The sequence below is a fragment of the Streptomyces xiamenensis genome (genome assembly GCF_000993785.3).
GTDB classification, from domain to species: Bacteria; Actinomycetota; Actinomycetes; order Streptomycetales; family Streptomycetaceae; genus Streptomyces; species Streptomyces xiamenensis.
In genome coordinates this window covers 2,028,818-2,051,600 of record NZ_CP009922.3, presented here as the reverse complement: position 1 = coordinate 2,051,600, position 22,783 = coordinate 2,028,818, and the positions used below count along the sequence as shown (strand labels likewise).

Genomic DNA, 22,783 nt, shown 5'->3' with positions numbered 1-22,783 from the left:
TCTCGCTCTCTCAGGGAATCTCATCAGGGCGGGCCGGGCGGGTGTTATCGGTGTCCCAGTTGGGGAATTCCCGACCTGTCTCGGGATTTTTGTGAAACTTCATCTCCACCACGTGTGGCGGCGGAACGGGGCCGTTGGGGGTCATATGTACCGCGGAATCCGGGTCGAGATCCACTCGCTTCACGGGGATTCCATCGCTGTTGTAGACAGCGTATGCCGTATAGTCCCCGTTGTCTCGTTGTCGGTACAGCGTTTCATTTGGTCCGGCTTTTTTGGGGAATCTTCCCTGGACTCTCCGACCATTGGTGAGATCAATCTTCTCCGGTGGATGCGGAGCCAGCCCGAGCGGGTCCGACCAGGTGCAGGGATTGACGATGTAGGAGTAACTATTGGGGGAAGGCGTCAACCCCAAGGGATCGGGGGAGGAATAGCGCGCAAGGCTCGGATCATAGTGTCGATGCAGGTTGTAATGCCATCCAGTTTCCTGATCGAAGTACTGCCCGGGGAATCTCAGTGGCATCCGCAATCCCCGAAATTTGCCTTGTCCCCGTTCCTTGCTCACCCCCCACAGGGTGCTCCGCGATGTCCAGACCTTCTCCCCATGTTCATCGAGGAGATCCGTTGGGGTGCCGACCAGATCTGTCATTACGGTGTAGAAAGAATGTTCTCCCTCGTGTTGATGTACTTGCGTCAGGGGATGGAGTCCGTTGTAGTCCCACGTCATTGTGCCCAGGAGGCTGCTCGACTCCTCGACCAGAGTGGTGCCGTGCCAGGTGAAATGAATTTGCTCGACAATAACGTCGCCGTCACCGAGTCTCTGTTTGGCGATGCGCCGTCCGAGCGGGTCATAGACGTATCGCCATCGGGTCCCATCGGGCGTAGTGGTGGAGAGGAGTTGATTCTCCGGGCCCCAGGTGTAGTGCCAGTTGTCCGGCTGCCTTGAGAGGCGAACCTCCTGGCGAAAAATTGTTCTTCCGGCAGCGTCGTACCGGTATCGAAGCCGGCCGGCCTTTTTGACGAGCGTTCCTTCGTAGGTGCGTCGTCCCAGTGCTGGGTATTCCCCCTCCGAGAATCGTGCCTCCACCAGATTTCCGGAGAGGTCGTACGAGTAATCCTCGTTCCACTGGGGACGGGCGAGTGAGGTAACCCGTCCATTGGCGTCGAGAGAGAATTCTGTGGAACCGGTGGGAGTGATCATCGACGTCAGGTACCCATCCGCGCGGTACTTGTACTGTCGCTGAACAGGAGCCCGATATCCGGCCTTATCCGGCCCGGTCACGGTCTGCCTAACAAGGCGGCCCGCGAGATCCCAGTCCTGGTACACCACAAGAGAGTCATCGACAATGCGTTGGACTTCGTTCCCCATCGCGTCACGGTTGAATGCGATCGAGTGATTGCCGGTGTGCAGATCTGTGCGATCGCCCGACGCGTTGTAGGCCCAGGTACTGAGGTGTCCAGAGGGCGTTTTCCGACTTTTGATTTGCCCGAGCGAGGTGTAGCCGAGTGACAGCGTTCTTCCATTGATCGTCTCGGTCTGCAGTCGTCCCAAGCGATCATATGTGCGCGCCAACCCGATACCGTCTGAAACGGCGTTCAGTAGCCGGCCCATGGCATCGTACGCATAGGAAGTTGAGCTGCCATCGGAACCCCTCTTGCGAGTGATCTGGCCGAGCGAGTTATAAGAGTACTCGACCGACTGGCCGACTTGGTTGACATGTCCGATAGCACGTCCGGCTTCGTCCCACTCGTACCCGGTGGAGCGATCGTCGTAATCGGATTCTTTGATCAGTCGGCCAGCCGCATCATACGTGTATTCCCAGACGCGGCCATCAGGGTCTTTGACACCGATGAGATTCAGCTCCGTATCCCGGGTGAACTCATAAATGGCGCCGTTCGGGTGAGTGATTGAGGAAGGGAGGTCGAATGTTCCGTACTCGAATTGGGTCACGGTACCCGTGGCTGAAATGTGGGCGATACAGTTTCCTTCAGGATCCCATTCCCATGATTGTTCAGATCCCATGGAATCCCGGAAGCTCAGAAGCTTCCCATTCGGGGACCAGCGGGCATGCATGACAGCCCCACTGGGTTCTGTGATCCGTATGGTCCGCCCGAAGGCATCGTAGTGGTAGCGGGTCACCTCGCCGAGTGGATTCCGGACCTCTTGCGGCAGACCAGTGTCTGTCACTGAAAATTCAGTTCGCCCGCCCTCGGGGTCGGTGAATCCTGTGAGGGCTCCGTGGTCGTCATATTCGTAGAGACTCGTCATGCCCAGTGGGTCGACGCCGGTGATCCTGTTTCCGGCGTCGTCGAACTCCTGGGACCAGACAGCCCCGTCCGGTTCTTCCACGCGTAGGAGCAGCCCCAGATCGTTGTGGCGCGCTGTGATCTCGGAGCCGTCCGGGCGCGTCACCACCTTGAGATTGCCGGCCTCGTCGTAGGTGTAGCGAGTCGTGTGGCCGAGCGGATCCATCACGGAGAGCGGCCGGTCGTAGCGGTCCCAGGTGCGGTGGGTGGTGTTGCCGAGGGGGTCGGTTTCGGCGATCAGCTGGAGGCTGTCGTTGAACTGGTAGAGCGTGGCGTGGCCAAGAGAGTTGGTCGCCGTGGTGCGGTGGTGTTCCGGCTCGTAGGTGTAGCGGTATTCCAGGGCCCGCTCGGTACCGGTGGAGAAGACGACGCGGCCCTCGGCGTCGTACTCGTACCGGTACCAGGTGTGGTTGCGGTCCTCCCAGCGGGTCAGGCGGGCCCGGTCGTCGTAGGAGAAGCGCAGCGGGAGACCGGAGGAGTTGTAGATCTCGCTCAGGTTGCCGTCCGCGTCGTATCCGTACGACATCAACAGCGGGCGTTCCGGGTCGCTCGCCAGGTGCAGCGCGGTGATCCTGCCCTCATAGGCGGCGATGTGGATCCGGTAGCCCCCGGTGTGCTCCAGCTCGGCCGGGACTCCGTGCTCGTCGTAGTGGACCGTGATGCGGTTGCTGTTGCGGTCCGTGATCGCCGAGAGCCGCAGGTCGGGCCCGGGCCGGGTTGGGTGGGGCGCGAAGTGCAGGGTGCGGCCGGTCTCCCGCTGGTGGACCCGCATCCCGGTCTCCGGGTTGCCGTCCCAGAGCAGTCCCCAGCGCGGGCCCTCGGTCGGCAGTACAGGATGGTCGGGGTCGGCCAGCGGGATCGGGTAGTTGAGGATCATGCCGTCCGCGCTGTAGAAGCGGACGCCGTAGTCGTCCAGCCGCAGCCGCTGGTCCAGCGTGGACGCCCAGGAACGGCCGAACCATCGCCCCGACCGGTAGGTGGAGATGTGATGGCGTTCCAGCACGAGCGGCAGCACGCCCGGGAGGGTGATGTCGGTCGCCGACATCACGAGTTCGCCGGTCGCCACGTCCACCGGGTCGCCGCACTCGTTGCGGCTGTCCATCCGGCGGCCGTCCTGGCGGATCTGGGGGCGCTCGCCCCGGACGGTGGTGGCCGTGTCCCGCAGGCCGGTGCGGGCGGTGCGGGCGCCCGCTCCCACCAGGCGGCCGCCCGGGAGGACGTCCAGGACGGCGAAGCCGACATCCCACAAGGAGGCTTCGCCTTTTGAGTATTTGACCAAGGTGTCCGCCAGGGCGACCAGCGCCACCGCCAGCAGGATGCCGGCGATCAGCGGGCCGCCGATGAACAGGGCCGCGATGCCGACGATGGTGCCGATGATCTGGGCGACCTGCACGATCGTGTCCCAGTTGTCGGCGACCCAGTCGACGACCTTCTCCCACCACTTCTTGTTCTTGATGCCCGCGTCGGAGGCCGTGCGCAGATCCGACACGCACAGCGAAGCGGCCTCCTGGCGGGCCTCCTTCGCCTGCTGGGCCAGCAGCTTCGCCGCGTCGAGCCGGCCCTGCGCGCCGGTGACCGCGGACTGGGCGTCCTCGTGGTCGCTCTCGGCGTCGGTCAGCGCGCGCCGCACCTCGGCGCGGACCTCGCCCTCGTCCGGCGGTTCGGCCTCCTCCTGCGCGGTTTCCAGCGAGGAGGCCGCCGTCTCCAGCCAGGACTCGGCGGAGGCGAGGTCCGACTGCGCCTCGACCGCGTCGTCCAGCGCGCGATCCGCGTCCGCCTGGGCCTGGCGCAGCTTGGGCCAGTACGTGGCCAGCGCCTGGCCGGCGAGTTCATGCGACTCGTGCAGCTTGGCCAGGTTGGGCGGCACCTTCTCCATCTGCTCGCCGAACGCGTCCGCCGTCTCGCCGGTGAAGGCGTCGAGCAGACTGTCCCCCATCAGGTTCCGCAGCTTGTCCTGCGCGTCGGCCACGTCGTCGGCGAAGGCGAGGAGTTTGTCCGCCAGTTCCTCGACCCGGTCCGGATCCCCCGGAGTCGGGTCCGAGGTCATCCCGACCGGTGACCAGTCCGATGCCCGTCCCATGCTTGTGCTCCCCCCCGTTGGTTCAGACGGCTTGTTGCTGTCCGCCGCCGCCTGACCCGTCCTCACTCAGTTCTGCCGCGTACTCGCCGTCCACGTCCGAGAAGAACGTGATGATGTTCTGCGTGATCTCCTTGATCGAGGTCAGCTGCTCGTCGATCTCACCCCGGCCATCACGCCAGTTGTCGACGAAGCTGTCCAGCGCCTCGACCACGCCGCTGTCGCCCAGATCGTCCTCGTAGCCGTCGAACGTTCTCCCCAGACCGTTCATGCGGGACTTGATCGAATCGACCTCGCCGCCGAAGGACTCCAGTGCCTCGAACGGAATGCCCAGGTTCTCGCCGGACATGATCCCTCCCCCGGGAAACTCTGCGTCAGATGAACCGGAACGTCGACGTCACCGCGTCGAACACGTCGAAGAAGGAATCGGTCAGCTCCAGATTCCTCGTGGTGCCCGAGATCAGGGCGATCTGGTGACCCGCGCCCGGCACCGGCACGAAGGTCTGCATCATGGCCACCCGCATCACCCGCCGGTCCCCGGCGGGCGCGACATCCTCCACCCCCCGGGTTCTGGCGACCTGCCCCACCCCCGCGATCTCCGTGACGGACACCGCACGCCACGGATCGCCCGCCTTGCGGGCCCGGATCTCCTTCAGCTGGCCGGCCACCGAGCCCGGATCCGTGGGCAGCGGCGCGCCGTCCTCGGTGCGCGGGCTCAGCAGGGTGACGGTCAGGGTGGCCGTCACCAGCGCGTCCTCGTCGCCGAAGGCCTGGGCCATGCACCCGATGTACGCGGCCCCGGCGTCCCAGGCGTTCGCCGCCTCGCGGCGCAGGAACCGCTCCATCACCTCGCGGTGTCCCGCCACGTCCGGACGCAGCCGGACCCGCTCGTCCATCAGCCGGCGGATCGCCTGGTCCCGCAGCTCGGGGCGGATCTCGAACTCCCACCAGCCGTCGGGCACGGTGATCGAGAACCCGGACCGCTCGACCTGGACCGCTTCCACCCTCTTGCTCATGGCCGCGCTCTCCCCCTGTTGATCGTCCGTCGCCCACGGTACCCGGGTTCGTGGCGTCGCGCCGCCCCCACAAGCGGCGGAATCGCGGGGCGGTGCGGGGTGTCCCTGCCATGGTGGGCGGGATTGTCCCGATCCCCGTGACGGAGGTGTGTCCGCATGGCCGTTGCCCCTCGACTAGTCGCTCTCGCCGAGCAGATGCTCGGCGCCACTGTGCCGGTACGGATCCGGGCCTGGGACGGCAGCGAGGCGGGGCCGCCGGACGCGGGCGGGCCCGTCATCGTCGTCCGGCACCGGCGTGCGCTGCGCCGGCTGCTGTACAAGCCGGGCGAGATCGGCCTGGCCCGCGCCTGGGTGGCCGGGGACATCGACGTGGAGGGCGACCTCTACGCGGTGCTCGACACCCTCGCCCCCCTCATCTGGGAGCGGGCGGACGCCGGGCTCGCCGCGCCCGGCGGGCGGCGCCGGATCGCCGCGGTGCGCGAGTTCGCCGCGCTGGCCGGCCCCGGACTGCCGCCGGCCCCGCCCCGCGAGGAGGTGCGGCACCGGCGCGGCGGCCCGCTGCACTCGCTGCGCCGCGACCGGCGCGCCATCTCGCACCACTACGACGTGGGCAACGACTTCTACCGCCTGGTCCTGGGCCCGTCCATGGTCTATTCGTGTGCCGTGTGGGACGACAAGACCCCCTCCCTGGAGGAGGCCCAGAGCGCCAAGCTGGATCTGATCTGCCGCAAGCTCGATCTGCGCGAGGGCCAGCGTCTGCTGGACGTCGGCTGCGGCTGGGGCGCGCTGGTGCTGCACGCCGCCCGGCACTACGGGGTGCGCGCCACCGGCATCACGCTCTCCGGCGAGCAGGCGGCCCACGCCCGTCACCGGATCGCCGAGGAGGGCCTGGAGGAGCGGGTGGAGATCCGGGTCCAGGACTACCGCGAGACGGGGGACGGCCCGTACGACGCGATCTCCTCGGTCGGTATGGCCGAGCACGTCGGCTCCGACCGCTATCGCGAGTACGCCGCCCGGCTGCACGATCTGCTGCGCCCCGGCGGTCGGCTGCTGAACCATCAGATCGCACGACGCCCCGCTCCCGGTGGGGAGCGGGGCGAGAAGGCGTACCGCGTGGACGCCTTCATCGACGCCTACGTCTTCCCCGACGGGGAGCTGGCGCCGGTCGGGCGCACCGTGTCCCTCCTGGAGGAGGCCGGTTTCGAGGCCCGCGACGTGGAGGCGCTGCGCGAGCACTACGCCCTCACGCTGCGCGAGTGGGTGCGCAATCTGGAGAGCCGCTGGGCCGAGGCGACCCGGCTGACCTCCCCGGGCCGGGCCCGGGTGTGGCGCCTGTACATGGCCGCCTCGGCCCTGGCGTTCGAGCGGGCGCGCATCGGTGTGAACCAGATCCTCGCGGTGCGGATGACCCCCGACGGGGTGTCCGGCCTGCCGCTGCGCACCCGCGACTGGATCACTCCGTCTTGATCGCCTGGAGCATGTTGAGCTTGGCGGCGCGCCTGGCCGGCCACAGGGCGGCCAGGACGCCGACCAGCGCGGCCAGGGCGAGGAAGACGCCCATCCGCTCCCAGGGCAGCACCAGTTCGTAGGTGTCCATGCTGGTGGCGATCATCTCGCCGACGGCCCAGCCGAAGAAGACGCCCAGGCCGACTCCGAGCACCCCGCCGAACAGGGCGATGACCACCGACTCCAGGCGGACCATCCGCTTGGTGCCGCGCCGGTCCAGGCCGATCGCGCGCAGCATGCCGATCTCCTGCTGGCGTTCGAAGACGGACATGGCCAGGGTGTTGATGACGCCCAGGATGGCGACGATGACGGCCATGGCGAGCAGCCCGTACAGGATGTTCAGCAGCAGCGTGAACGCGAAGGCGATGTCCTCGGAGATGTCCTGCTTGTCCTGGACGAGGATGGCCGGGTTGCTGCCGAGCGCCTCCTCCAGCGTGGACTTCGTGGCGTCGGAGACGCCGGCGGTGGTGCTGAGCATCACCTGGAGGTCCTGGACGCGCTGCATGTGCGGGGTGATGGTGGCGTTGTCGAGCATGATGCCGCGGATCATCTCGTTGGCCTCGTACACGCCCGAGACGGTCAGCTCGCCGGCGGTGCCGTCCTCGTAGGTGACGCCGAAGCTGTCCCCGACCTGCCAGCCGTGCTTCTCCGCCGTGTCGGTGTCGACCACCGCGTTGTCACCGGTCAGCCCGTCGAAGGAGCCGGCCGCGAAGGGCAGGTTGACCAGGTCGGCGATGGAGTCGCCGTCGACGCCGGTCAGGTACTCGTCCTTGCTGCCGCTGTTCAGGTAGACGGGGGCCATGCGCAGCGGGGAGACGGCGGTGATGTCGGAGCGGTCGGCGAGCGTGTCGGCGATCTCCGGGGCGAGCGGGGCGAAGTTGGCGGTGGAGACGACGTAGTCGGCGGTGATCGCCTCGGCGGCCAGCTTGTCGATGGCCTTCTGGGTGCTGCCCGCGATGACCGTCATCCCGGTGATCAGGGTCAGTCCGATCATCAGGGCGGAGGCGGTGGCGGCGGTACGGCGCGGGTTGCGCACCGCGTTCAGCCGCGCCAGCTTGCCGGAGACCCCGCCCAGCCGCAGCAGCGGGGAGGCGGCGGCGATCACCGGGCGGGACAGCAGCGGGGTCAGCACGAACACGCCGATCACCAGCACGGCCGCGCCCAGGCCCATGGTGAGGCCGTTGTCGTCCCGGCCGATGCCGGCCAGCACCAGGGCGCCACCGCCGGCGGCCAGGATCGAACCGATGGTGTTCCGCACCAGCAGACCGCGCGCGGTGGCGGTGGCGTGCACGCTGCTCATCGCGGCGACCGGCGGGATCTTCGCGGCGCGGCGGGCCGGGAGGTAGGCGGCCAGCATGGTGACGCCGACGCCGACCACGACCGAGGCGATCACGGTGGAGCCGGAGACGATCAGCGGGCCGTCCGGGACGGTCAGGCCGATGGCGTTCATCAGCCCGCGCAGCCCGGCGGCGATGCCGATGCCGGCCAGCAGCCCGGAGACCGCGGCGACCACGCCGACGACGAGCGCCTCGATGAGGACGGATCGGGTGACCTGGCGGCGGCTGGCGCCGACCGCGCGCAGCAGGGCGAGTTCCTTGGTGCGCTGGGCCACCAGCATGGTGAAGGTGTTGGCGATGATGAAGACGCCGACGAACAGTGAGATGCCCGCGAAGGCCAGCAGCCCGGTCTGCATGGCGCTCATCTGGCTCTTGATGATCTCGGCCTGGTCGTCCGCCAGCTGCTGGCCGGTGATGGCCTCGGCGTCGGCGGGCAGCAGTGCGGTGACCTCGTCCTTGAGCTGCTGCTGCGAGGTGCCCTCGGCGGCCTCGACCGTGATCTGGCTGTACGCGCCGGGGGCGGTGTACAGGCTCTGCGCGGTGTCGTTGTCGAACAGCACCAGGGTGCCGCCGGCGGCCACGTTGCCGTCGTCGGTGGTGAAGACGCCGGTGACGGTCTCCTCCCGGACCGGGCCGTTCACCGAGAGCCGGACGGTGTCGCCGACCTCGTAGCCGGTGCGCTCGGCGGTCCTGGCGTCCAGGGCGATCTCACCGGCTGCCTCGGGGGCGCGGCCGGCGGACATCGGGTACCGAGCGTCCTCGCCCCCGTCACCCGGGTAGTAGTTGGCGCCCCGGGAGGCGAAGCCGCTGCCGACGAGCTTGCCGTCCTTGTCGGCGAGCGCGGCGAACCCGGAGGCCTCGCCTATGGCGTTGCCGGTGCCCGGGAGCGCGGTGACCCCGGTCAGCAGGTCCTGGCCGAGGTAGGCGGCGGCGCCCGGACCGGAGGCGTCCGCGTCGTTGTCGGGCCGTACGGCCACATCGACGTGGGTCAGGCCCTCTTCGGCGCTCTTCTGGTAGGCGGTGGAGATGGTCGAGGTGAACACCAGGGTGCCGGAGACGAACGCCACGCCGAGCAGGACGGCGAGGGTGGTCATCAGCAGCCTGGCTTTGTGCGCGAGCACATTGCGCAGGGCGGTACGGAGCATGGAGCGGTCCCGGGAGGTGGTGGGTGAAGTCTGCGGAGGGGTGGGCGGGCTGAAGCGGTGCGGGCCGGGCGGATCAGCTGGTACGGCCCCGGGCGTCGTACTGCTTCATGTGCTCCAGCACCCGCTCGGCGGTCGGGTCGGCCATGTCGTGCACGATGCGGCCGTCGGCGAGGAAGACCACCCGGTCCGCGTACGCGGCGGCGACCGGGTCGTGGGTCACGATCACCACGGTCTGGCCCAGCTCGCGCACGGAGTTGCGCAGGAAGCCGAGCACCTCGGCCCCGGCCCGCGAGTCGAGGTTTCCGGTCGGCTCGTCACCGAAGATGATGTCCGGCTTGCCGGCCAGGGCGCGGGCCACGGCGACGCGCTGCTGCTGACCGCCGGAGAGCTGCGCGGGGCGGTGCTTGAGCCGCCCGGACAGGCCGACCGTCTCGATGACGCGGTCCAGCCACTCCTGGTCGGGCTTGCGGCCCGCGATGTCCATGGGGAGGCGGATGTTCTCCAGGGCGTTCAGGGTCGGCAGGAGGTTGAACGCCTGGAAGATGAAGCCGATCCGGTCCCGGCGCAGCTGGGTGAGCTTCTTGTCCTTGAGCCCGGTCAGCTCGGTGTCCCCGATGCGGGCGGACCCGGCGGAGATGGAGTCGAGCCCGGCCATGCAGTGCATCAGGGTCGACTTGCCCGAGCCGGAGGGGCCCATGATCGCGGTGAACTCGGCCGCCCGGAACTCCACCGACACGTGATCGAGGGCGACCACCTTGGTCTCGCCCTCTCCGTAGATCTTGGTGAGGTCCGTGGCCCGGGCCGCCGCGGAGCCGGTCGGCGTGGTCGGGGTCTCGGTGGCGATGGTGGACACGGTGGTCTCCTGTCGAACGGTGCGGTGGGCCGGCGGGTCGGCGGTTCGGTGAACCCCCGTGCCGATGAGCCGGTGATCCGGTGCTGCGATGGATGTCGAACGGGCGCGGACGGCGTGCCCACGAAATCCCACGCCCTATCCTTCCGGCCGCACGCCCCCCTGGGATCCGTCGCACTGGTGGTTGTGGGGCCTTCTTGAGGGGTACGGGCCAAGGCCGTCTGTCATCCCTGGGGATGACGTCACCCCTGGTGCTCCCGAGGGTTGATTTGCGTCATTCCTTGGGGGTGGAGGGTGCGCGGAGGGGCCGGTGAGGGGCCGGTCCAGAGCTGATGACCCATCAGGGGCTCATAAAATCAGACAACAACGGTGCCAGGCACCGGTGTTAGCAGCTCGTGACCCCGATAAGCTCGGACACGCCCTGTTGCGCACACGCGCTTGGTACGGCTTGGGGATTCTGTGCCCGGATGGTGGAAAGCAGACACGGTGAGCTTAAAACTCGCTGACCTTCGGGTCGTGCCGGTTCAAGTCCGGCTCCGGGCACACCACCACCCAAGCCTCTGACCTGCGGGGACGGCCACATTTCGGCGCCTTTGGCGCCGTAGATTCGGACACCGGTCCGAGGCCGGCTCCCGGACGGTGAACAATTTCCGTCCCTGGCGCCGCTGCCCGCCGTGGAAGGACTCATCACCGTTCCCTCCGGTTGCGCCGGGGGTACCGTCCGAATGTCCCGTTCCGATGGGAGAGTTCATCCTGTCCGAGAGATCCGAGAGCGGCGACCACCGGTACGACGCGGCGAAGGGGCTCGCCCAGCGGGCCCACATCTCGTACAGCACCATCACCAAGGTCAATCCGGCCACCGCACGGCCACTCGGACCCTGACGGCGGCCTGCGCACGGGCGCTGCGGGCCCCGGGTCACGGGCCTCACCGGGCAGCCGTACTTCGACGCACTCATACAGGACCAGCTGGAGGCGCTGATCCAGCCCATCCGCCATGCCATCGCCGACCCCGTGCTGCCGGGGGAAGGCCATCCTGCCGGCCGTGCTGGTGGTCGCCGTCCGGCGTGCCGTCTGACCTGGAAGGACCGGGGGCGCTACCACCGCGCACCCACCCGTCTTGTGCCAGCGGGCAGCAAGTGCCGTTCAGCGGCATAAAAGGGGCTCCACGTGCGTAGACTCTCGGCGTGACCGACACCGGACTGACCCTCCGCGAACGCAAAAAGCTCAGGACCCGGCGTGCCCTCGTGGACGAGGCGCTGCGGCTGTTCAGCGAGAAGGGGTTCGCCGAGGCGACGCTCGACGAGTTGGTGGACGCGGTGGACGTGTCCCAGCGCACCTTCTTCCGCAACTTCAGCTCGAAGGAGGACGTGGCCCTCGCCCCGGAACGGGAGTTGTGGGCGGCGTATCTCTCCGAGATCGACCGGCGGGCGGGCGGCGGGGTTCCCACCCTCGGCGAGTTCCAGGAGATGCTCTTCGGCGCCGTCGCGGGAATGGCCGAGGGCTGGGAGCAGCGCTTCGTGGTCAGCCGGGCGCTGTGCGACCGGACCCCGGCCCTGGTCGCGCAGAGCCTGGAGCACTGCGCCCAGGTGACCGATCAGGTGCTCGACAGAACCACGGAAGAGGGACGGCGGGCGGCGTTGCCGCAGCGCCTTCTCTTCGAACTGATGCTCTCCGCGTGGCGGCACGCGCTCAGGGAGTGGTCCGCCGCCCACCGCGCCGGCGACACGGGCCCCGGCCGGGACGCGCTGTATGAGCGGATGCGCTCCGCCTTCGCCGCCATTCCCGAGGTGGCCGCCTTGACACGTCGGTAACGACCTGCGAGGGAGGGAACCTTCTCACCTCTTTTCAGCGTTATCACGGGTGCACTACCGTGCGGTCTTTGCGAACGCATTACTCTGATACGCAAGGCCGTGCCGTGCGGCCATGGAGGAGTGAGATGAGGAGCAGCAACCCGGTCTTCACGCGTCGGGGGTTCAGTCGGGACGGCGGCTACGCCGGCTTCAACGCCGGACCGCAGCCGCAGACCGGGACTCCGTACGCGGGCAGCCCGAGCAACCCCTACGCGCAGCCAGGCAACCCCTATGCGCAGCCCCAGGTAGGCCCCGACGGCAGTGTGATGGCGCCGGGCGCGCCCGGCACCCGTCCGGGTGTGATGACGATCGACTCGGTCGTCTCGCGTACCGCCCTGACCCTCGGCTCGGTCGTCGTCGCGGCGGCCTTCGCCTGGATCATGGACCTTCCCATCGGTGTGGGCATCCTCTTCGCCCTCGTCGGCATGGGTCTCGGCCTGTGGCAGTCCTTCAAGCGTGAGGCCTCGCCCGCGCTGATCCTTTCGTACGCGGTGGCCGAGGGCCTGTTCCTCGGTGTCATCAGCAACTACATCAACCAGTGGGCGCCCGGCGCCGCGATGCAGGCCGTGCTCGGCACGATGGCGGTCTTCGCCGGTGTGCTGTTCATGTACAAGCAGCGCATCATCAAGGTGAACGCCCGCTTCACCAAGTTCGTGATGGCGGCTGCCATCGGCTTCACGCTGCTGATGGCGGTGAACCTGATCGTCGCCCTCATCGGCGGCGGTGACGGTCTGGGGCTGCGCTCCGGTGGCCTGGGCATCCTGTTCGGTGTCGTCGGCATCGTGCTCGGCGCCTGCTTCCTGGCGCTGGACTTCAAGATGGTCGAGGACGGCATCGCCTACGGTGCCCCCGAGAAGGAGTCCTGGCTGGCCGCCTTCGGTCTGACCATGACCCTGGTCTGGATCTACCTGGAGTTCCTGCGGCTGATCGCCATCCTCCAGGGTGACTGAGCCACAGCCGGACGGCAGCGGTCGTACGGCTTGAGGGCCCCACGGGATGTCTCCCGTGGGGCCCTCCGTCGTTTTCTCTCAGCCGCGTGCGGTCTCCCCGCGCAGCACGTCCCGGGCGGCGGCCGGCGCGCCCGGGTCGGGATGCTCGCGCAGGGCCCGCACCAGGTCGTGCCCGGCGACGGCGAGCTGGTCGCCGACCGCGAACACCCCGTGGTCGGGCATGACGCGCGGCTCGGCACCGGGGCGTTCGATCAGCTGGGCGCGGCGGGACAGCTCGCGTGCCCGCGCGAGGCCGTCGGCCGCGGCTCCCTGTCGCAGCCGGCTCTCGGCCAGCCCCCGCAGCCGTCCGGCGGCCTGCTCCACGGCCTCCTCCAGGGCGGTCAGCTCCTGGCGGTAGGCGCCGGAGCCGGTGTCGGTCCCGGGGTTGGCGTCGGTGTCGGTGTCCGCGTTGTTCACGGGCCCGACTGTACCGACCCGGCCGTATCGGTCAGCCGAACTGGCCGGGGGTGTAGTCGCCGGCCGGCTGGCGGACGAGGACGTTGAGCCGGTTGTAGGTGTTGATGATGGCGATGAGCGACACCAGGGCGGCGAGCTGGTCCTCGTCGTAGTGCTTGGCGGCGGCCGCCCACGCCTCGTCCGTGACACCGCCGGCCGCGTCCGCGATCCGGGTGCCCTGCTCCGTCAGCTCCAGGGCGGCGCGCTCGGCCTCCGTGAAGACCGTGGCCTCCCGCCAGGCGGCGACCAGGTGAAGCCGTACGGCGCTCTCCCCGGCCGCCGCGGCGTCCTTGCTGTGCATGTCGGTGCAGAAGCCGCAGCCGTTGATCTGGCTGGCGCGGAGCTTCACCAGCTCCTGGGTCGCCGGAGGGAGGGACGAGCCGGTGATGACCTGGCCGGCCGCGTTGATGTGCCGCAGGGCCTTGGCGGAGACCTGGTTGGCGAAGAGGTTGAGACGGGCGTCCATGGTGCGCTCCTGTGGTCCGTTCCGTTTTCGGTGGGTGCTTGCACCTGAGTGACACCGCGGGCGGCGGGAGTGTGACCGTCACGGATGTGTCCCGCGTCACACGGGCCGGTTCGTGTGCCGGCCCTCAGGTCTGGCCCGTCTCGAAACGGGAGATCCGTCCGTTCTCCGCCACCTCGAACCGCCAGGCGGTCCGCATCTCGCCCCAGGTGTCGTTGCGGAACCGGACGATCAGTGAGCGGCCGTCCTCGGACTCCGACTCGATGTCCATGTGTCCGCCGGCACCGAAGATCTCCCGGTCGGTCCACTGCTGGAGATCGCGGTCCGAGCCGTCGTCGGACATGGTGGCGTCCGGGGTCAGGACGCCGTGGAAGGCTTCGCGGTCGCCCGCGTTCACCGCCGCCACGAGGGCGCGCACGGCAGGGTCGGTCAGCATGCCCCCACTGAACACCGGGAACGGGGGCGCCGCAGCCCGGCGCGGACCGGTCAGGTGGGGCGCGGGAGAGCTCAGGTGGAGACGATGCGGTCGGCCAGCAGGTAGACGCTGTCCTGTCCGCAGGCGAAGGTCAGGGCGTACGCGCCGGAGATGCCCGAGCCGCCCATCAGGACGGGGGCCTCGCCGTCCCGTACCGCTGCGGCCAGCCGCTCGGCGGTCTCCTGCTGGCTGGGAGACAGGCACAGGGTGGTGCCGTCCTCGAAGAGGTACACGTCCAGGGTGCCCAGCGGCCCGGGGCGGACGTCCGCCAGCGGGGTGCGGGCCTCGGCCAGCTGGCTCAGCTGGTCGGTGGTGCGGCGCTGCTGCTCCTCGATCCCGGGGCGCGGGCCGGCGGCCTCCACGGGGTCCCCGGACAGGGTGTAGCCGGGGTGCGAGGGGTGCCGGCGGCGGGCGGCGGCCAGCTCGGCGGACTCGCCGTCCTCCCCGGCGGCCTCGCGGTTGCGGTCACGCTCACGCTCGCGCTCGGCGGCCGACTGCTGGTGCTGCTCGGCCGCGCTGCACAGGTCCTGCTGCCGGGGGACGAACACCGTTCCGTCGCCGGCCTCCTGCCCCGAGTCGCTGAGCAGGTACCGCTCCAGCAGGGCGTCCAGCAGATCCTCGTCCGCCTCGGCCACCTCGTACTCCAGGCCGCGCCCCGCGAGCAGCGCGCCCGGCCCCTCGCTCTCCCGTGCGTCCTGCTCGGCCCAGAAGGCGCGGGCCTCCGCCAGCTCCCGCTCCCGCTCGTCGGCCAGTGCCTCGGCGACGGCGGCGCGGATCTCCTCGGCCGGTACGGGCCTGCGGGCGGCCGGGAGCTGCGCGCGGCGCAGGCCCGAGACCTCGGTACGCAGGCCACGGATGGTGTGCAGGGCAGCCGCGCTCAAAGCCACGGAGGTGCCTGCGGTCACCAGCAGGATGACGGATATGGCGCTCACGGACTGTCTCCCAGTGCTCTCGGTCCCTGACTTCCTATCTCAGGTTTCCGGGACGCGGCCACGCCGGGCAGGGTGAAACGTCACGAAATGGACAGGACCTCAGTCCCGACACCCACCCCGCCCGCCCCGCTGACCTGCACATTCGCCCGGGATGGCGGCGTGCATCACATCCCGGGCACACTTCGGTATCGCCCCCGCGACCCTGGCGTGATCACTCGCGGATCGCGGGGGTCGCGGAAGCGGAACCTCTCTTTTATCACCTCAGCTGAGTCGCTCCAGCACCATGGCCATGCCCTGACCGCCGCCCACGCACATCGTCTCCAGGCCGAACTGCTTGTCGTGCCACTGGAGCGAGTTGACGAGGGTGGTGGTGATACGGGCGCCGGTCATCCCGAACGGGTGACCCACGGCGATGGCGCCGCCGTTGACGTTCAGCCGGTCGATGTCGATGCCCAGATCCCGGTAGGAGGGGATGACCTGCGCGGCGAACGCCTCGTTGATCTCCACCAGGTCGATGTCCCCGATGGTCAGCCCGGCCCGCTCCAGCGCCCGCCGGGACGCCTCGACCGGCCCGTACCCCATGATCTCGGGGGAGAGCGCGGACAGGCCGGTGGACACGATCCGGGCCAGCGGGGTCAGTCCCAGCTCCCGCGCCTTGGTGTCGGACATGATCACCAGCGCGGCGGCGCCGTCGTTCAGCGGACAGCAGTTGCCGGCCGTGACCAGACCGTCGGGGCGGAAGACCGGCTTCAGGCCCTGCACCCCCTCCAGCGTGACACCGGGGCGCGGGCCGTCGTCCTTGCTGACCACCGTGCCGTCCGGGAGCGTGACCGGGGTGATCTCGCGCTGCCAGAAACCGTCCGCGATGGCCTTCTCGGCGAGGTTCTGCGAGCGGACCCCGAACTCGTCCATCTCCTGGCGCGTGACGCCCTTGTGGCGGGCGAGATTCTCGGCGGTCTGGCCCATGGCGATGTAGATGTCGGGCAGCGCGCCGTCCTCGCGCGGGTCGTGCCAGCCCACGCCGCCCTGCTCGGCGCGCTCCGCCGAACGGGCCCGGGCCGGGTCGAACAGCGGGTTGCGGGTGCCGGGCTGGCCGTCGCTGCTGCCGTTGGCGAAGCGCGAGACGGTCTCCACCCCCGCCGAGATGAAGACGTCGCCCTCGCCGGCCTTGATGGCGTGCAGGGCCATCCGCGTGGTCTGGAGCGAGGAGGAGCAGTAGCGGGTGACGGTGGCGCCCGGCAGGGTGTCGTGGCCCAGCTGTACGGCGACCACGCGGGCCAGATTGTGGCCCTGCTCGCCGCCGGGCATGCCGCAGCCCAGCAGCAGGTCGTCGATGTCGGCGGGGTCCAGCTCGGGCACCTTGGCGAGCGCGGCACGCACGATTCCGGCGGTCAGATCATCAGGGCGGACATCTTTCAGCGAGCCCTTGACGGCCCGCCCGATCGGGGTGCGGGCGGCGGAGACGATCACTGCTTCTGGCATGGAGTTCCTCCGGAGTGCTGTGCATCGTGCGGATGCGGTGAACGCGCCCTCATAAGCTACCGGCAGGTAACCCGGCGGCGTCCAGACCTAGGGAGACAGCCGTTCCGACGGCCCCGGTCGCTCGGAGCGCTCCGCGGGTTCCGGATCCTCCGGGATCTCCGGCCGCTCCGAGGTCTCCGACTCCTCGGGCCGCGGCAACTGCCGGCGCCGCCGCCGCTTCAGCAACGCCCACGGCGTACGCCGCGCCGCGCTCTCCTCCCCGGCCGCGCTCACCTCCGTGCCGCTCTCCGCCGCCGCCCTGGCCGCGGCACGCTCCACCGGCAGATAGCCCTCCCGGCGCCGCGTCTCCACCCGCTCCTCCTCCGGCCACACCCCGAGCGAGGCGCACAGCGTCGGCAGCACCGCCATCGCCGCCGTGGCGTACCCGGCCGCCGAGGGGTGGTACCGGTCCGGGCCGAACAGCTCCCCGGGATGCGCCGCGAACTCGGGGCCCAGCAGATCCCCCAGTGACACCGTGCGCCCGCCCAGCTCCACCACCGCGATCGTCTGCGCCGCCGCCAGCTGCCGGCACACCCGGCGCGCGATCCAGCGCAGCGGCTGCGCCACCGGCTCCACCGAGCCCAGATCGGGGCAGGTGCCCACGATCACCTGGCAGCCCGCCGTCCGCAGCCGCGCCACCGCCTGGGACAGATGCTTCACCGACTCGGCCGGGGACATCCGCCCGGTGATGTCGTTGGCGCCGATCATCAGCACGCACACGTCCGGGGCCGGGGCCCGCCCCGGCTCGGTGAGCAGCATCGACACCTGCCGCTCCAGATCGTCCGACTTGGCACCGGACAGCGCCACGTTGTGCAGTTCCACCGGCCGCTCGGAGACCGCCGCGAGACCCGAGGCCAGCAGCGCGCCCGGCGTCTGGGTGGGCCGGTGCACGCCCATCCCGGCCGCCGTCGAGTCGCCCAGCATCGCCAGCCGCCACGGCACCGCCGCCCGCGGCCCGGCAGTGGGCCCCGACGCGTACTCCGCCCCGTATACGCCGTCCGCCAGCGGCGGGGGCTCCTCCCGGCCATTGCGCAGCAGTTGCCGCCGCGCCAGCTGTACCTCCGTCAACACCAGACCGACCGCGGCACCGCCCAGCAGGCTGATGCCACCACCGCCGTACGCCGCCGCCGTCGCGATCCGCCGCGCCACGCGCTCTCTGCTGGACATGGGGCCGCTGCGCCTCCCGTCTCGTCCGCCGTCCGCCGGCTTCCGCTCCCTGCGGTTCCCCGCTGCCGTCTCTGCTCTGTGTGTCTGCCCAGGGTGCTGGGCCGCGCAACGCGCGTCCACGTCCACGCGCGGGGCAATAGGGTGCACTCAGTGGGTGGACGAACCCGCCCCGGGATGTGCGGAGACCACAGTGCAGTATCACGAGTCGATGATCGACCTTGTCGGCAACACCCCGCTGCTCAAGCTCACCAGCGTGACGGAGGGGATCCAGGCCACGGTCCTGGCCAAGGTCGAGTACTTCAACCCTGGTGGTTCGGTCAAGGACCGGATCGCCCTGCGGATGATCGAGGCGGCCGAGGAGTCGGGTGAACTGCTCCCCGGCGGTGTGATCGTCGAGCCCACCTCCGGGAACACCGGGGTGGGCCTGGCCATCGTCGCCCAGCGCAAGGGCTACCGCTGCGTCTTCGTGTGCCCCGACAAGGTCTCCACCGACAAGATCAACGTGCTGCGCGCGTACGGGGCCGAGGTCGTCGTCTGCCCGACCGCCGTCGATCCCGAGCACCCCGACTCGTACTACAACGTCTCCGACCGCCTGGTACGCGAGACGCCCGGCGCCTGGAAGCCCGACCAGTACTCCAACCCGAACAACCCGCGCTCGCACTACGAGACCACCGGGCCCGAGCTGTGGGAGCAGACCGCGGGCCGGATCACCCACTTCGTGGCGGGGGTCGGCACCGGCGGCACCATCAGCGGCACCGGCCGCTACCTGAAGGACGTCAGCGACGGCCGGGTGCGGGTGATCGGCGCCGACCCGGAGGGCTCGGTGTACTCGGGCGGCTCGGGGCGCCCGTACCTGGTGGAGGGCGTCGGCGAGGACTTCTGGCCGACCGCGTACGACCGCACGGTGGCCGACGGCATCGTGGCGGTCTCCGACAAGGACTCCTTCCGGATGACCCGGCGCCTGGCGCGCGAGGAGGGGCTGCTGGTCGGCGGCTCCTGCGGGATGGCGGTCGTCGCCGCGCTGGAGACGGCGCGCGGGCTCGGCCCGGACGACGTGGTCGTGGTGCTCCTGCCGGACAGCGGGCGCGGCTACCTCAGCAAGATCTTCAACGACGAGTGGATGGCCGACTACGGCTTCCTGGAGGGCGGCGAGCCGCAGACCCGGGTCTCCGACGTGCTGCGCCGCAAGGAGGGCGGGGCGCTGCCCTCGCTGGTGCACATGCACCCCGAGGAGACGGTCGGCGAGGCGATCGACGTGCTGCGCGAGTACGGGGTCTCGCAGATGCCGGTGGTCAAACCGGGCGCCGGGCACCCCGATGTGATGGCGGCGGAGATCGTCGGCTCGGTGGTGGAGCGGGAGCTGCTGGACGCGCTGTTCACGGGGCGCGCCGCGCTGGAGGACCCGCTGGAGAAGCATCTGAGCGCGCCGCTGCCGCACGTCGGCTCCGGGGAGCCGGTGGCCGATCTGATGGCGGTGCTGGAGTCGGCGGACGCGGCGGTCGTCCTGGTGGAGGGCAAGCCCACCGGGGTGGTCAGCCGGCAGGACCTGCTGGCGTTCCTGGCGGCCGGCCGGCGGTCCGAGAAGTAACGCGCGGACAGGCTCCCGGGACACGGGTGGCGACACCGGTACGGGCAATCGATCCCGAAGTGTCACGGCCGGGCAACGCGTCGTTAACACCGGTCCGGCACTGTTGTGGATGTCGGCACCAAGGACCTCCGGAGCGGCTCCCGGACCTCCCTGGTCGCCCGGACGCGCGGCCCCGACCCGGCCCGTGTCCTCGCGGGGACCGCCGTCGTCCCGCCCCTGGTGATCTCACCGGGGTGCGGCGGTCCCCGCCCACCTCTTCCTCCTTCTCCCGGTGCGCCGCACCACGCGGGCCGAGCCCCGTCCGTGGGTCAGCCGTCGCCGTTGTCCGGCCGGCGCAGGGAGCCGCCGATGGTGAAGCAGGCGTTGATGCCCACGATGCCGCCCCAGCAGACGACGAGTCCGGCCAGGCCCAGGTTGGCGGCGGCGATGGCCGACAGCGGGACGGCCAGCACCAGAGAGACCACGGCGAGCGCGAACGCCCCGCCCGGGCCCTCCAGGGCGGAACCGGGGCGCCGTATCCCCTCGGGCCGCCCGCCCCTGGCCACCACCATCTGCTGTTCGGCGACCTGGCGGCGGACCCGCTTGTCCACGGCGGTGTCGATGCGCTGCTCGACCTTCTCCAGGAAGGACTCGATCAGCTCGGACTCGTAGGTCGCGCCGAGTTCCTTGCGTGTTTGTACGGCCGCGTCGAGATCATGGGCCAGCTCGGGGTCGGTCATGAGCGGTACCGTACGCGCGCGGCGGTGCGCCGGGCACTGGGGCTAACCCCACTTCCGCCGCGGCCGCGCCGCCGGGACGGGGCGCTGCATAGACTTATGCAGATGAGTGAGACGGCGAGCGCGCGGGCGGGCGCACGGCTGCGGACGCTGTTCGAGGGGCACCGGCTGACCCCGGCCCAGCGGCGGATCGCGCACTGCATGGTGCGGCAGCCGCAGGAGGCGGCGTATCTGTCCAGTGTGGAGCTGGCGCGGCTGGCGGGGGTGAGCCAGCCGTCGGTGACGCGGTTCGCGGTGGCGCTGGGCTTCGACGGCTACCCGGCGCTGCGGCGGGCGCTGCGCGCGCCGGTGGCGGAGGACGGCGGGGAGCCCGGGGGAGCCGAGGGGCCCGGGGCGAATGTCTATCAGCGGGCGGTGGCGTCCGAGATCGAGAATCTGCGGCAGCTGGCGGCGTCGCTGGCCGATCCGGGTCCGGTGGCGGAAGCGGGCCGGCTGCTGGCCGCCTCCCGGCCGCTGCCGGTGCTGGGGCTGCGGGCGGCGGCGGCTCAGGCGCGCGGCTTCGCGTACTTCGCCGCGAAGGTGCACCCGGAGGTGCGGCTGCTGGACGAGGGCGGCTCGATGCTGGCCGACCGGATCGACGCGGCGGTGGCGGCCGGGGCGAGCGCGCTGCTGTGTTTCGCGCTGCCCCGCCACCCGCGCGAGACGGCGCGGGCGCTGGAGCTGGCGCGGGCGGCGGGGCTGCGGGTGGTGACGGTGGCCGACAGCGCCTTCGCCCCGGTGGTGCACCCGGACGATCTGCTGCTGCCGGCCCCGGTGAGCACCACGCTGGCGTTCGACACGGTGTGCGCGCCGATGCTGCTGGGGCGGGTGCTGCTGGAGGCGATGTGCGACGCGCTGCCGGACGCGCCGGCCCGGCTGGAGTCCTTCGACGCGAGGGCGGCGGAGCGGGCGCTGTTCCTGGAGTGAACGGGCCGGGGCGCCGGGCGGGTACGGTCCGGCGCGGCCCTGCCACGGATCGTCCTGTCACAGGTCGCCGCCGGATTCGGCGACCACCTCCGCCAGGGTCTGGGCGCGGCGCAGCATGGTGAAGGCGAGGGTCCCGTCCGGCTCGTACGCGTAGCCGTAGACGGCGGGGCGGGGGAGCGAGTTGTAGGCGAACGGGGTGGAGAAGTAGTAGGCGCCGGTGTCCAGCAGCGCGGTCAGGTCGCCGGGGGCCAGCGGGGGCAGGGCGCGGTCGCGGGCCACCAGGTCGCCCGCGAAGCAGCACGGGCCGGCCACGTCCTGGCGCAGCGGGACGCCGGTCTTGGGGCGGCCCTTGGCGTCGTACGCGGCCACCCGGATCGGCCAGGCGTCCGGGGCGAACACGGTGCGGGTGGCGACCTGGGCCCCGGCGTGGGTGACGGCGATGGGGCGTCCGCCGGCGGTCTTGGTGTACTCCACCCGGGTGAGGATCAGCCCGGATTTGGCGAGCAGGGACCGGCCGAACTCGGTGACCAGGCCGTACCGCCCGTCGAAGAGCCCCGGCACCTCGCGGCGCAGCAGGGCGGCGTACGCGGCGAAGGTGGGGTCGGTCTCCTCGCCGTCGAAGTTGACGGGGAGGCCGCCGCCGATGTCGAGGGTATCGACCTGCCGGCGGCCGAGGGCGGTGTTGATCTCCTCGGCCAGTTCGTGGGTGGCGCGCACCCCGGCGGCCATCCGTTCCAGGGGGATGCCCTGGGAGCCGACGTGGCAGTGCAGCCGGGTGAGCCAGGGGTGTTCGGCGAAGGCGCGCAGCACCCGGGCGCGGGCTCCCTCGTCGCGGAGCGCGACACCGAACTTGGAGGTGGCGGTGGCGGTGCTCATGGCGTCGATGCTGCCGCCGCCCAACTGGGGGTTGACGCGCAGCCCGATCGGGCCGTGGCCGCCGGTGGTGCCGGGGCCCGCGTCGATCAGTTCGGCGATCCGGTCGAGTTCCTGGGGGTTGTCGGCGTTGAGGGCGATGCCCTGGGCGAGGGCTTCGCGCAGTTCGGCGCGGGTTTTGGCGGGGGAGTCCAGCACGACGCGGTCCGGGGGGAATCCGGCGGCGGTGGCCAGGGCCAGCTCGCCGGGGCCGGCGACCTCGGCACCCATGCCCAGGCCGCCCAGCCGGCGCAGTACGGGGGCGAGTGAGGCGGCCTTGACGGCGAAGGTGTGCAGGACGTGTTGACCGGGCGCGGTCACCTCATCGAAGGCAGCATGGAGAGCGGAGACGGTGTCCCGCATGTCCTGGAGGTCGAGGAGGCCGATGAGCGGGCTGTGGTCGTCGAGGAGGTCGTGGGTCACGGCCGCGGCGACGGCCAGATCCCGGCGTTCTGTGCGGTCGGCAGGCGGAACGGCAGGGACAGCAGACATACGACCACATAAGCATGATCG

General features: G+C 70.4%; 19 protein-coding genes and 1 tRNA gene. 7 read left to right on the top strand and 13 right to left on the bottom strand.

Going from position 1 to position 22,783, the window contains the following annotated elements:
- Positions 1-10: 10 nt before the first annotated feature.
- Genes SXIM_RS09265 through SXIM_RS09255 form a run of 3 tightly spaced genes read right to left on the bottom strand, consistent with a single transcriptional unit; the run spans position 11 to position 5,397 of the window.
- Positions 11-4,384 (bottom strand): DUF6531 domain-containing protein, encoded by a 4,374-nt coding sequence (locus SXIM_RS09265; protein WP_148236085.1) that lies wholly within the window; start codon positions 4,382-4,384, stop codon positions 11-13.
- 22 nt (positions 4,385-4,406) lie between these two features.
- Complete coding sequence (locus SXIM_RS09260) at positions 4,407-4,730, bottom strand: hypothetical protein (RefSeq protein WP_030735753.1); 324 nt, start codon at positions 4,728-4,730, stop codon at positions 4,407-4,409.
- A gap of 25 nt (positions 4,731-4,755) precedes the next feature.
- On the bottom strand, positions 4,756-5,397 hold the full coding sequence (locus SXIM_RS09255; protein WP_046723590.1) for a hypothetical protein: 642 nt from the start codon (positions 5,395-5,397) through the stop codon (positions 4,756-4,758).
- Positions 5,398-5,553: 156 nt separating this feature from the next.
- On the opposite strand from SXIM_RS09255, the gene SXIM_RS09250 reads away from it, so the two are divergent.
- Entirely contained in the window at positions 5,554-6,864 is a 1,311-nt protein-coding gene (locus SXIM_RS09250) for an SAM-dependent methyltransferase (RefSeq protein ID WP_030735746.1), read from the top strand.
- On the opposite strand, the gene SXIM_RS09245 is transcribed toward SXIM_RS09250, so the two are convergent.
- Entirely contained in the window at positions 6,851-9,385 is a 2,535-nt protein-coding gene (locus SXIM_RS09245) for an ABC transporter permease (RefSeq protein ID WP_046723585.1), read from the bottom strand. The two genes, SXIM_RS09250 and SXIM_RS09245, sit on opposite strands and share 14 nt — an antisense overlap.
- A gap of 73 nt (positions 9,386-9,458) precedes the next feature.
- Positions 9,459-10,238: an ABC transporter ATP-binding protein gene (locus tag SXIM_RS09240; protein ID WP_046723584.1), complete on the bottom strand. Its 780-nt coding sequence runs from the start codon at positions 10,236-10,238 to the stop codon at positions 9,459-9,461.
- A 458-nt stretch (positions 10,239-10,696) separates the two neighbouring features.
- On the opposite strand from SXIM_RS09240, the gene SXIM_RS09235 reads away from it, so the two are divergent.
- The 4 genes from SXIM_RS09235 to SXIM_RS09225 all read left to right on the top strand — a co-directional run bounded on the left by SXIM_RS09235 (position 10,697) and on the right by SXIM_RS09225 (position 13,035).
- A tRNA-Leu gene (locus SXIM_RS09235) sits at positions 10,697-10,778 on the top strand.
- Between the two features lie 195 nt (positions 10,779-10,973).
- A complete protein-coding gene (locus SXIM_RS27320; RefSeq protein WP_158708059.1) occupies positions 10,974-11,117 on the top strand; it encodes a hypothetical protein in 144 nt (47 codons plus the stop codon).
- Positions 11,118-11,419: 302 nt separating this feature from the next.
- The gene (locus SXIM_RS09230) at positions 11,420-12,046 is read left to right on the top strand and encodes a TetR/AcrR family transcriptional regulator (RefSeq protein WP_046723583.1); all 627 of its coding nucleotides are present in this window, start codon (positions 11,420-11,422) and stop codon (positions 12,044-12,046) included.
- Positions 12,047-12,171: 125 nt separating this feature from the next.
- Complete coding sequence (locus SXIM_RS09225) at positions 12,172-13,035, top strand: Bax inhibitor-1/YccA family protein (RefSeq protein ID WP_030735734.1); 864 nt, start codon at positions 12,172-12,174, stop codon at positions 13,033-13,035.
- Positions 13,036-13,113: 78 nt separating this feature from the next.
- Here SXIM_RS09225 and SXIM_RS09220 read toward each other — a convergent pair whose 3' ends face one another.
- The 6 genes from SXIM_RS09220 to SXIM_RS09195 form a co-directional block, all read right to left on the bottom strand.
- A complete protein-coding gene (locus SXIM_RS09220; RefSeq protein WP_043178357.1) occupies positions 13,114-13,419 on the bottom strand; it encodes a hypothetical protein in 306 nt (101 codons plus the stop codon).
- A gap of 103 nt (positions 13,420-13,522) precedes the next feature.
- The gene (locus SXIM_RS09215; protein ID WP_030735732.1) at positions 13,523-13,996 is read right to left on the bottom strand and encodes a carboxymuconolactone decarboxylase family protein; all 474 of its coding nucleotides are present in this window, start codon (positions 13,994-13,996) and stop codon (positions 13,523-13,525) included.
- 124 nt (positions 13,997-14,120) lie between these two features.
- Entirely contained in the window at positions 14,121-14,429 is a 309-nt protein-coding gene (locus SXIM_RS09210; protein WP_030735731.1) for a nuclear transport factor 2-like protein, read from the bottom strand.
- Positions 14,430-14,500: 71 nt separating this feature from the next.
- The gene (locus tag SXIM_RS09205) at positions 14,501-15,400 is read right to left on the bottom strand and encodes a hypothetical protein (RefSeq protein WP_030735730.1); all 900 of its coding nucleotides are present in this window, start codon (positions 15,398-15,400) and stop codon (positions 14,501-14,503) included.
- 261 nt (positions 15,401-15,661) lie between these two features.
- On the bottom strand, positions 15,662-16,882 hold the full coding sequence (locus tag SXIM_RS09200; RefSeq protein WP_030735729.1) for an acetyl-CoA C-acetyltransferase: 1,221 nt from the start codon (positions 16,880-16,882) through the stop codon (positions 15,662-15,664).
- An 87-nt stretch (positions 16,883-16,969) separates the two neighbouring features.
- Complete coding sequence (locus tag SXIM_RS09195) at positions 16,970-18,088, bottom strand: SGNH/GDSL hydrolase family protein (RefSeq protein ID WP_179956273.1); 1,119 nt, start codon at positions 18,086-18,088, stop codon at positions 16,970-16,972.
- Between the two features lie 190 nt (positions 18,089-18,278).
- On the opposite strand from SXIM_RS09195, the gene SXIM_RS09190 reads away from it, so the two are divergent.
- Positions 18,279-19,676, top strand: coding sequence for a cystathionine beta-synthase (locus SXIM_RS09190; protein ID WP_030735727.1), 1,398 nt, complete (start codon positions 18,279-18,281; stop codon positions 19,674-19,676).
- Between the two features lie 308 nt (positions 19,677-19,984).
- Here the strand turns inward: SXIM_RS09190 and SXIM_RS09185 are convergent, their stop codons facing one another.
- A complete protein-coding gene (locus tag SXIM_RS09185) occupies positions 19,985-20,395 on the bottom strand; it encodes a hypothetical protein (protein WP_043178245.1) in 411 nt (136 codons plus the stop codon).
- Positions 20,396-20,497: 102 nt separating this feature from the next.
- Here SXIM_RS09185 and SXIM_RS09180 point away from each other — a divergent pair, with 102 nt between their 5' ends.
- On the top strand, positions 20,498-21,358 hold the full coding sequence (locus SXIM_RS09180; RefSeq protein WP_046725546.1) for a MurR/RpiR family transcriptional regulator: 861 nt from the start codon (positions 20,498-20,500) through the stop codon (positions 21,356-21,358).
- A gap of 57 nt (positions 21,359-21,415) precedes the next feature.
- Here the strand turns inward: SXIM_RS09180 and SXIM_RS09175 are convergent, their stop codons facing one another.
- Positions 21,416-22,762, bottom strand: coding sequence for a type III PLP-dependent enzyme domain-containing protein (locus SXIM_RS09175; protein WP_046723581.1), 1,347 nt, complete (start codon positions 22,760-22,762; stop codon positions 21,416-21,418).
- Positions 22,763-22,783: the final 21 nt, after the last annotated feature.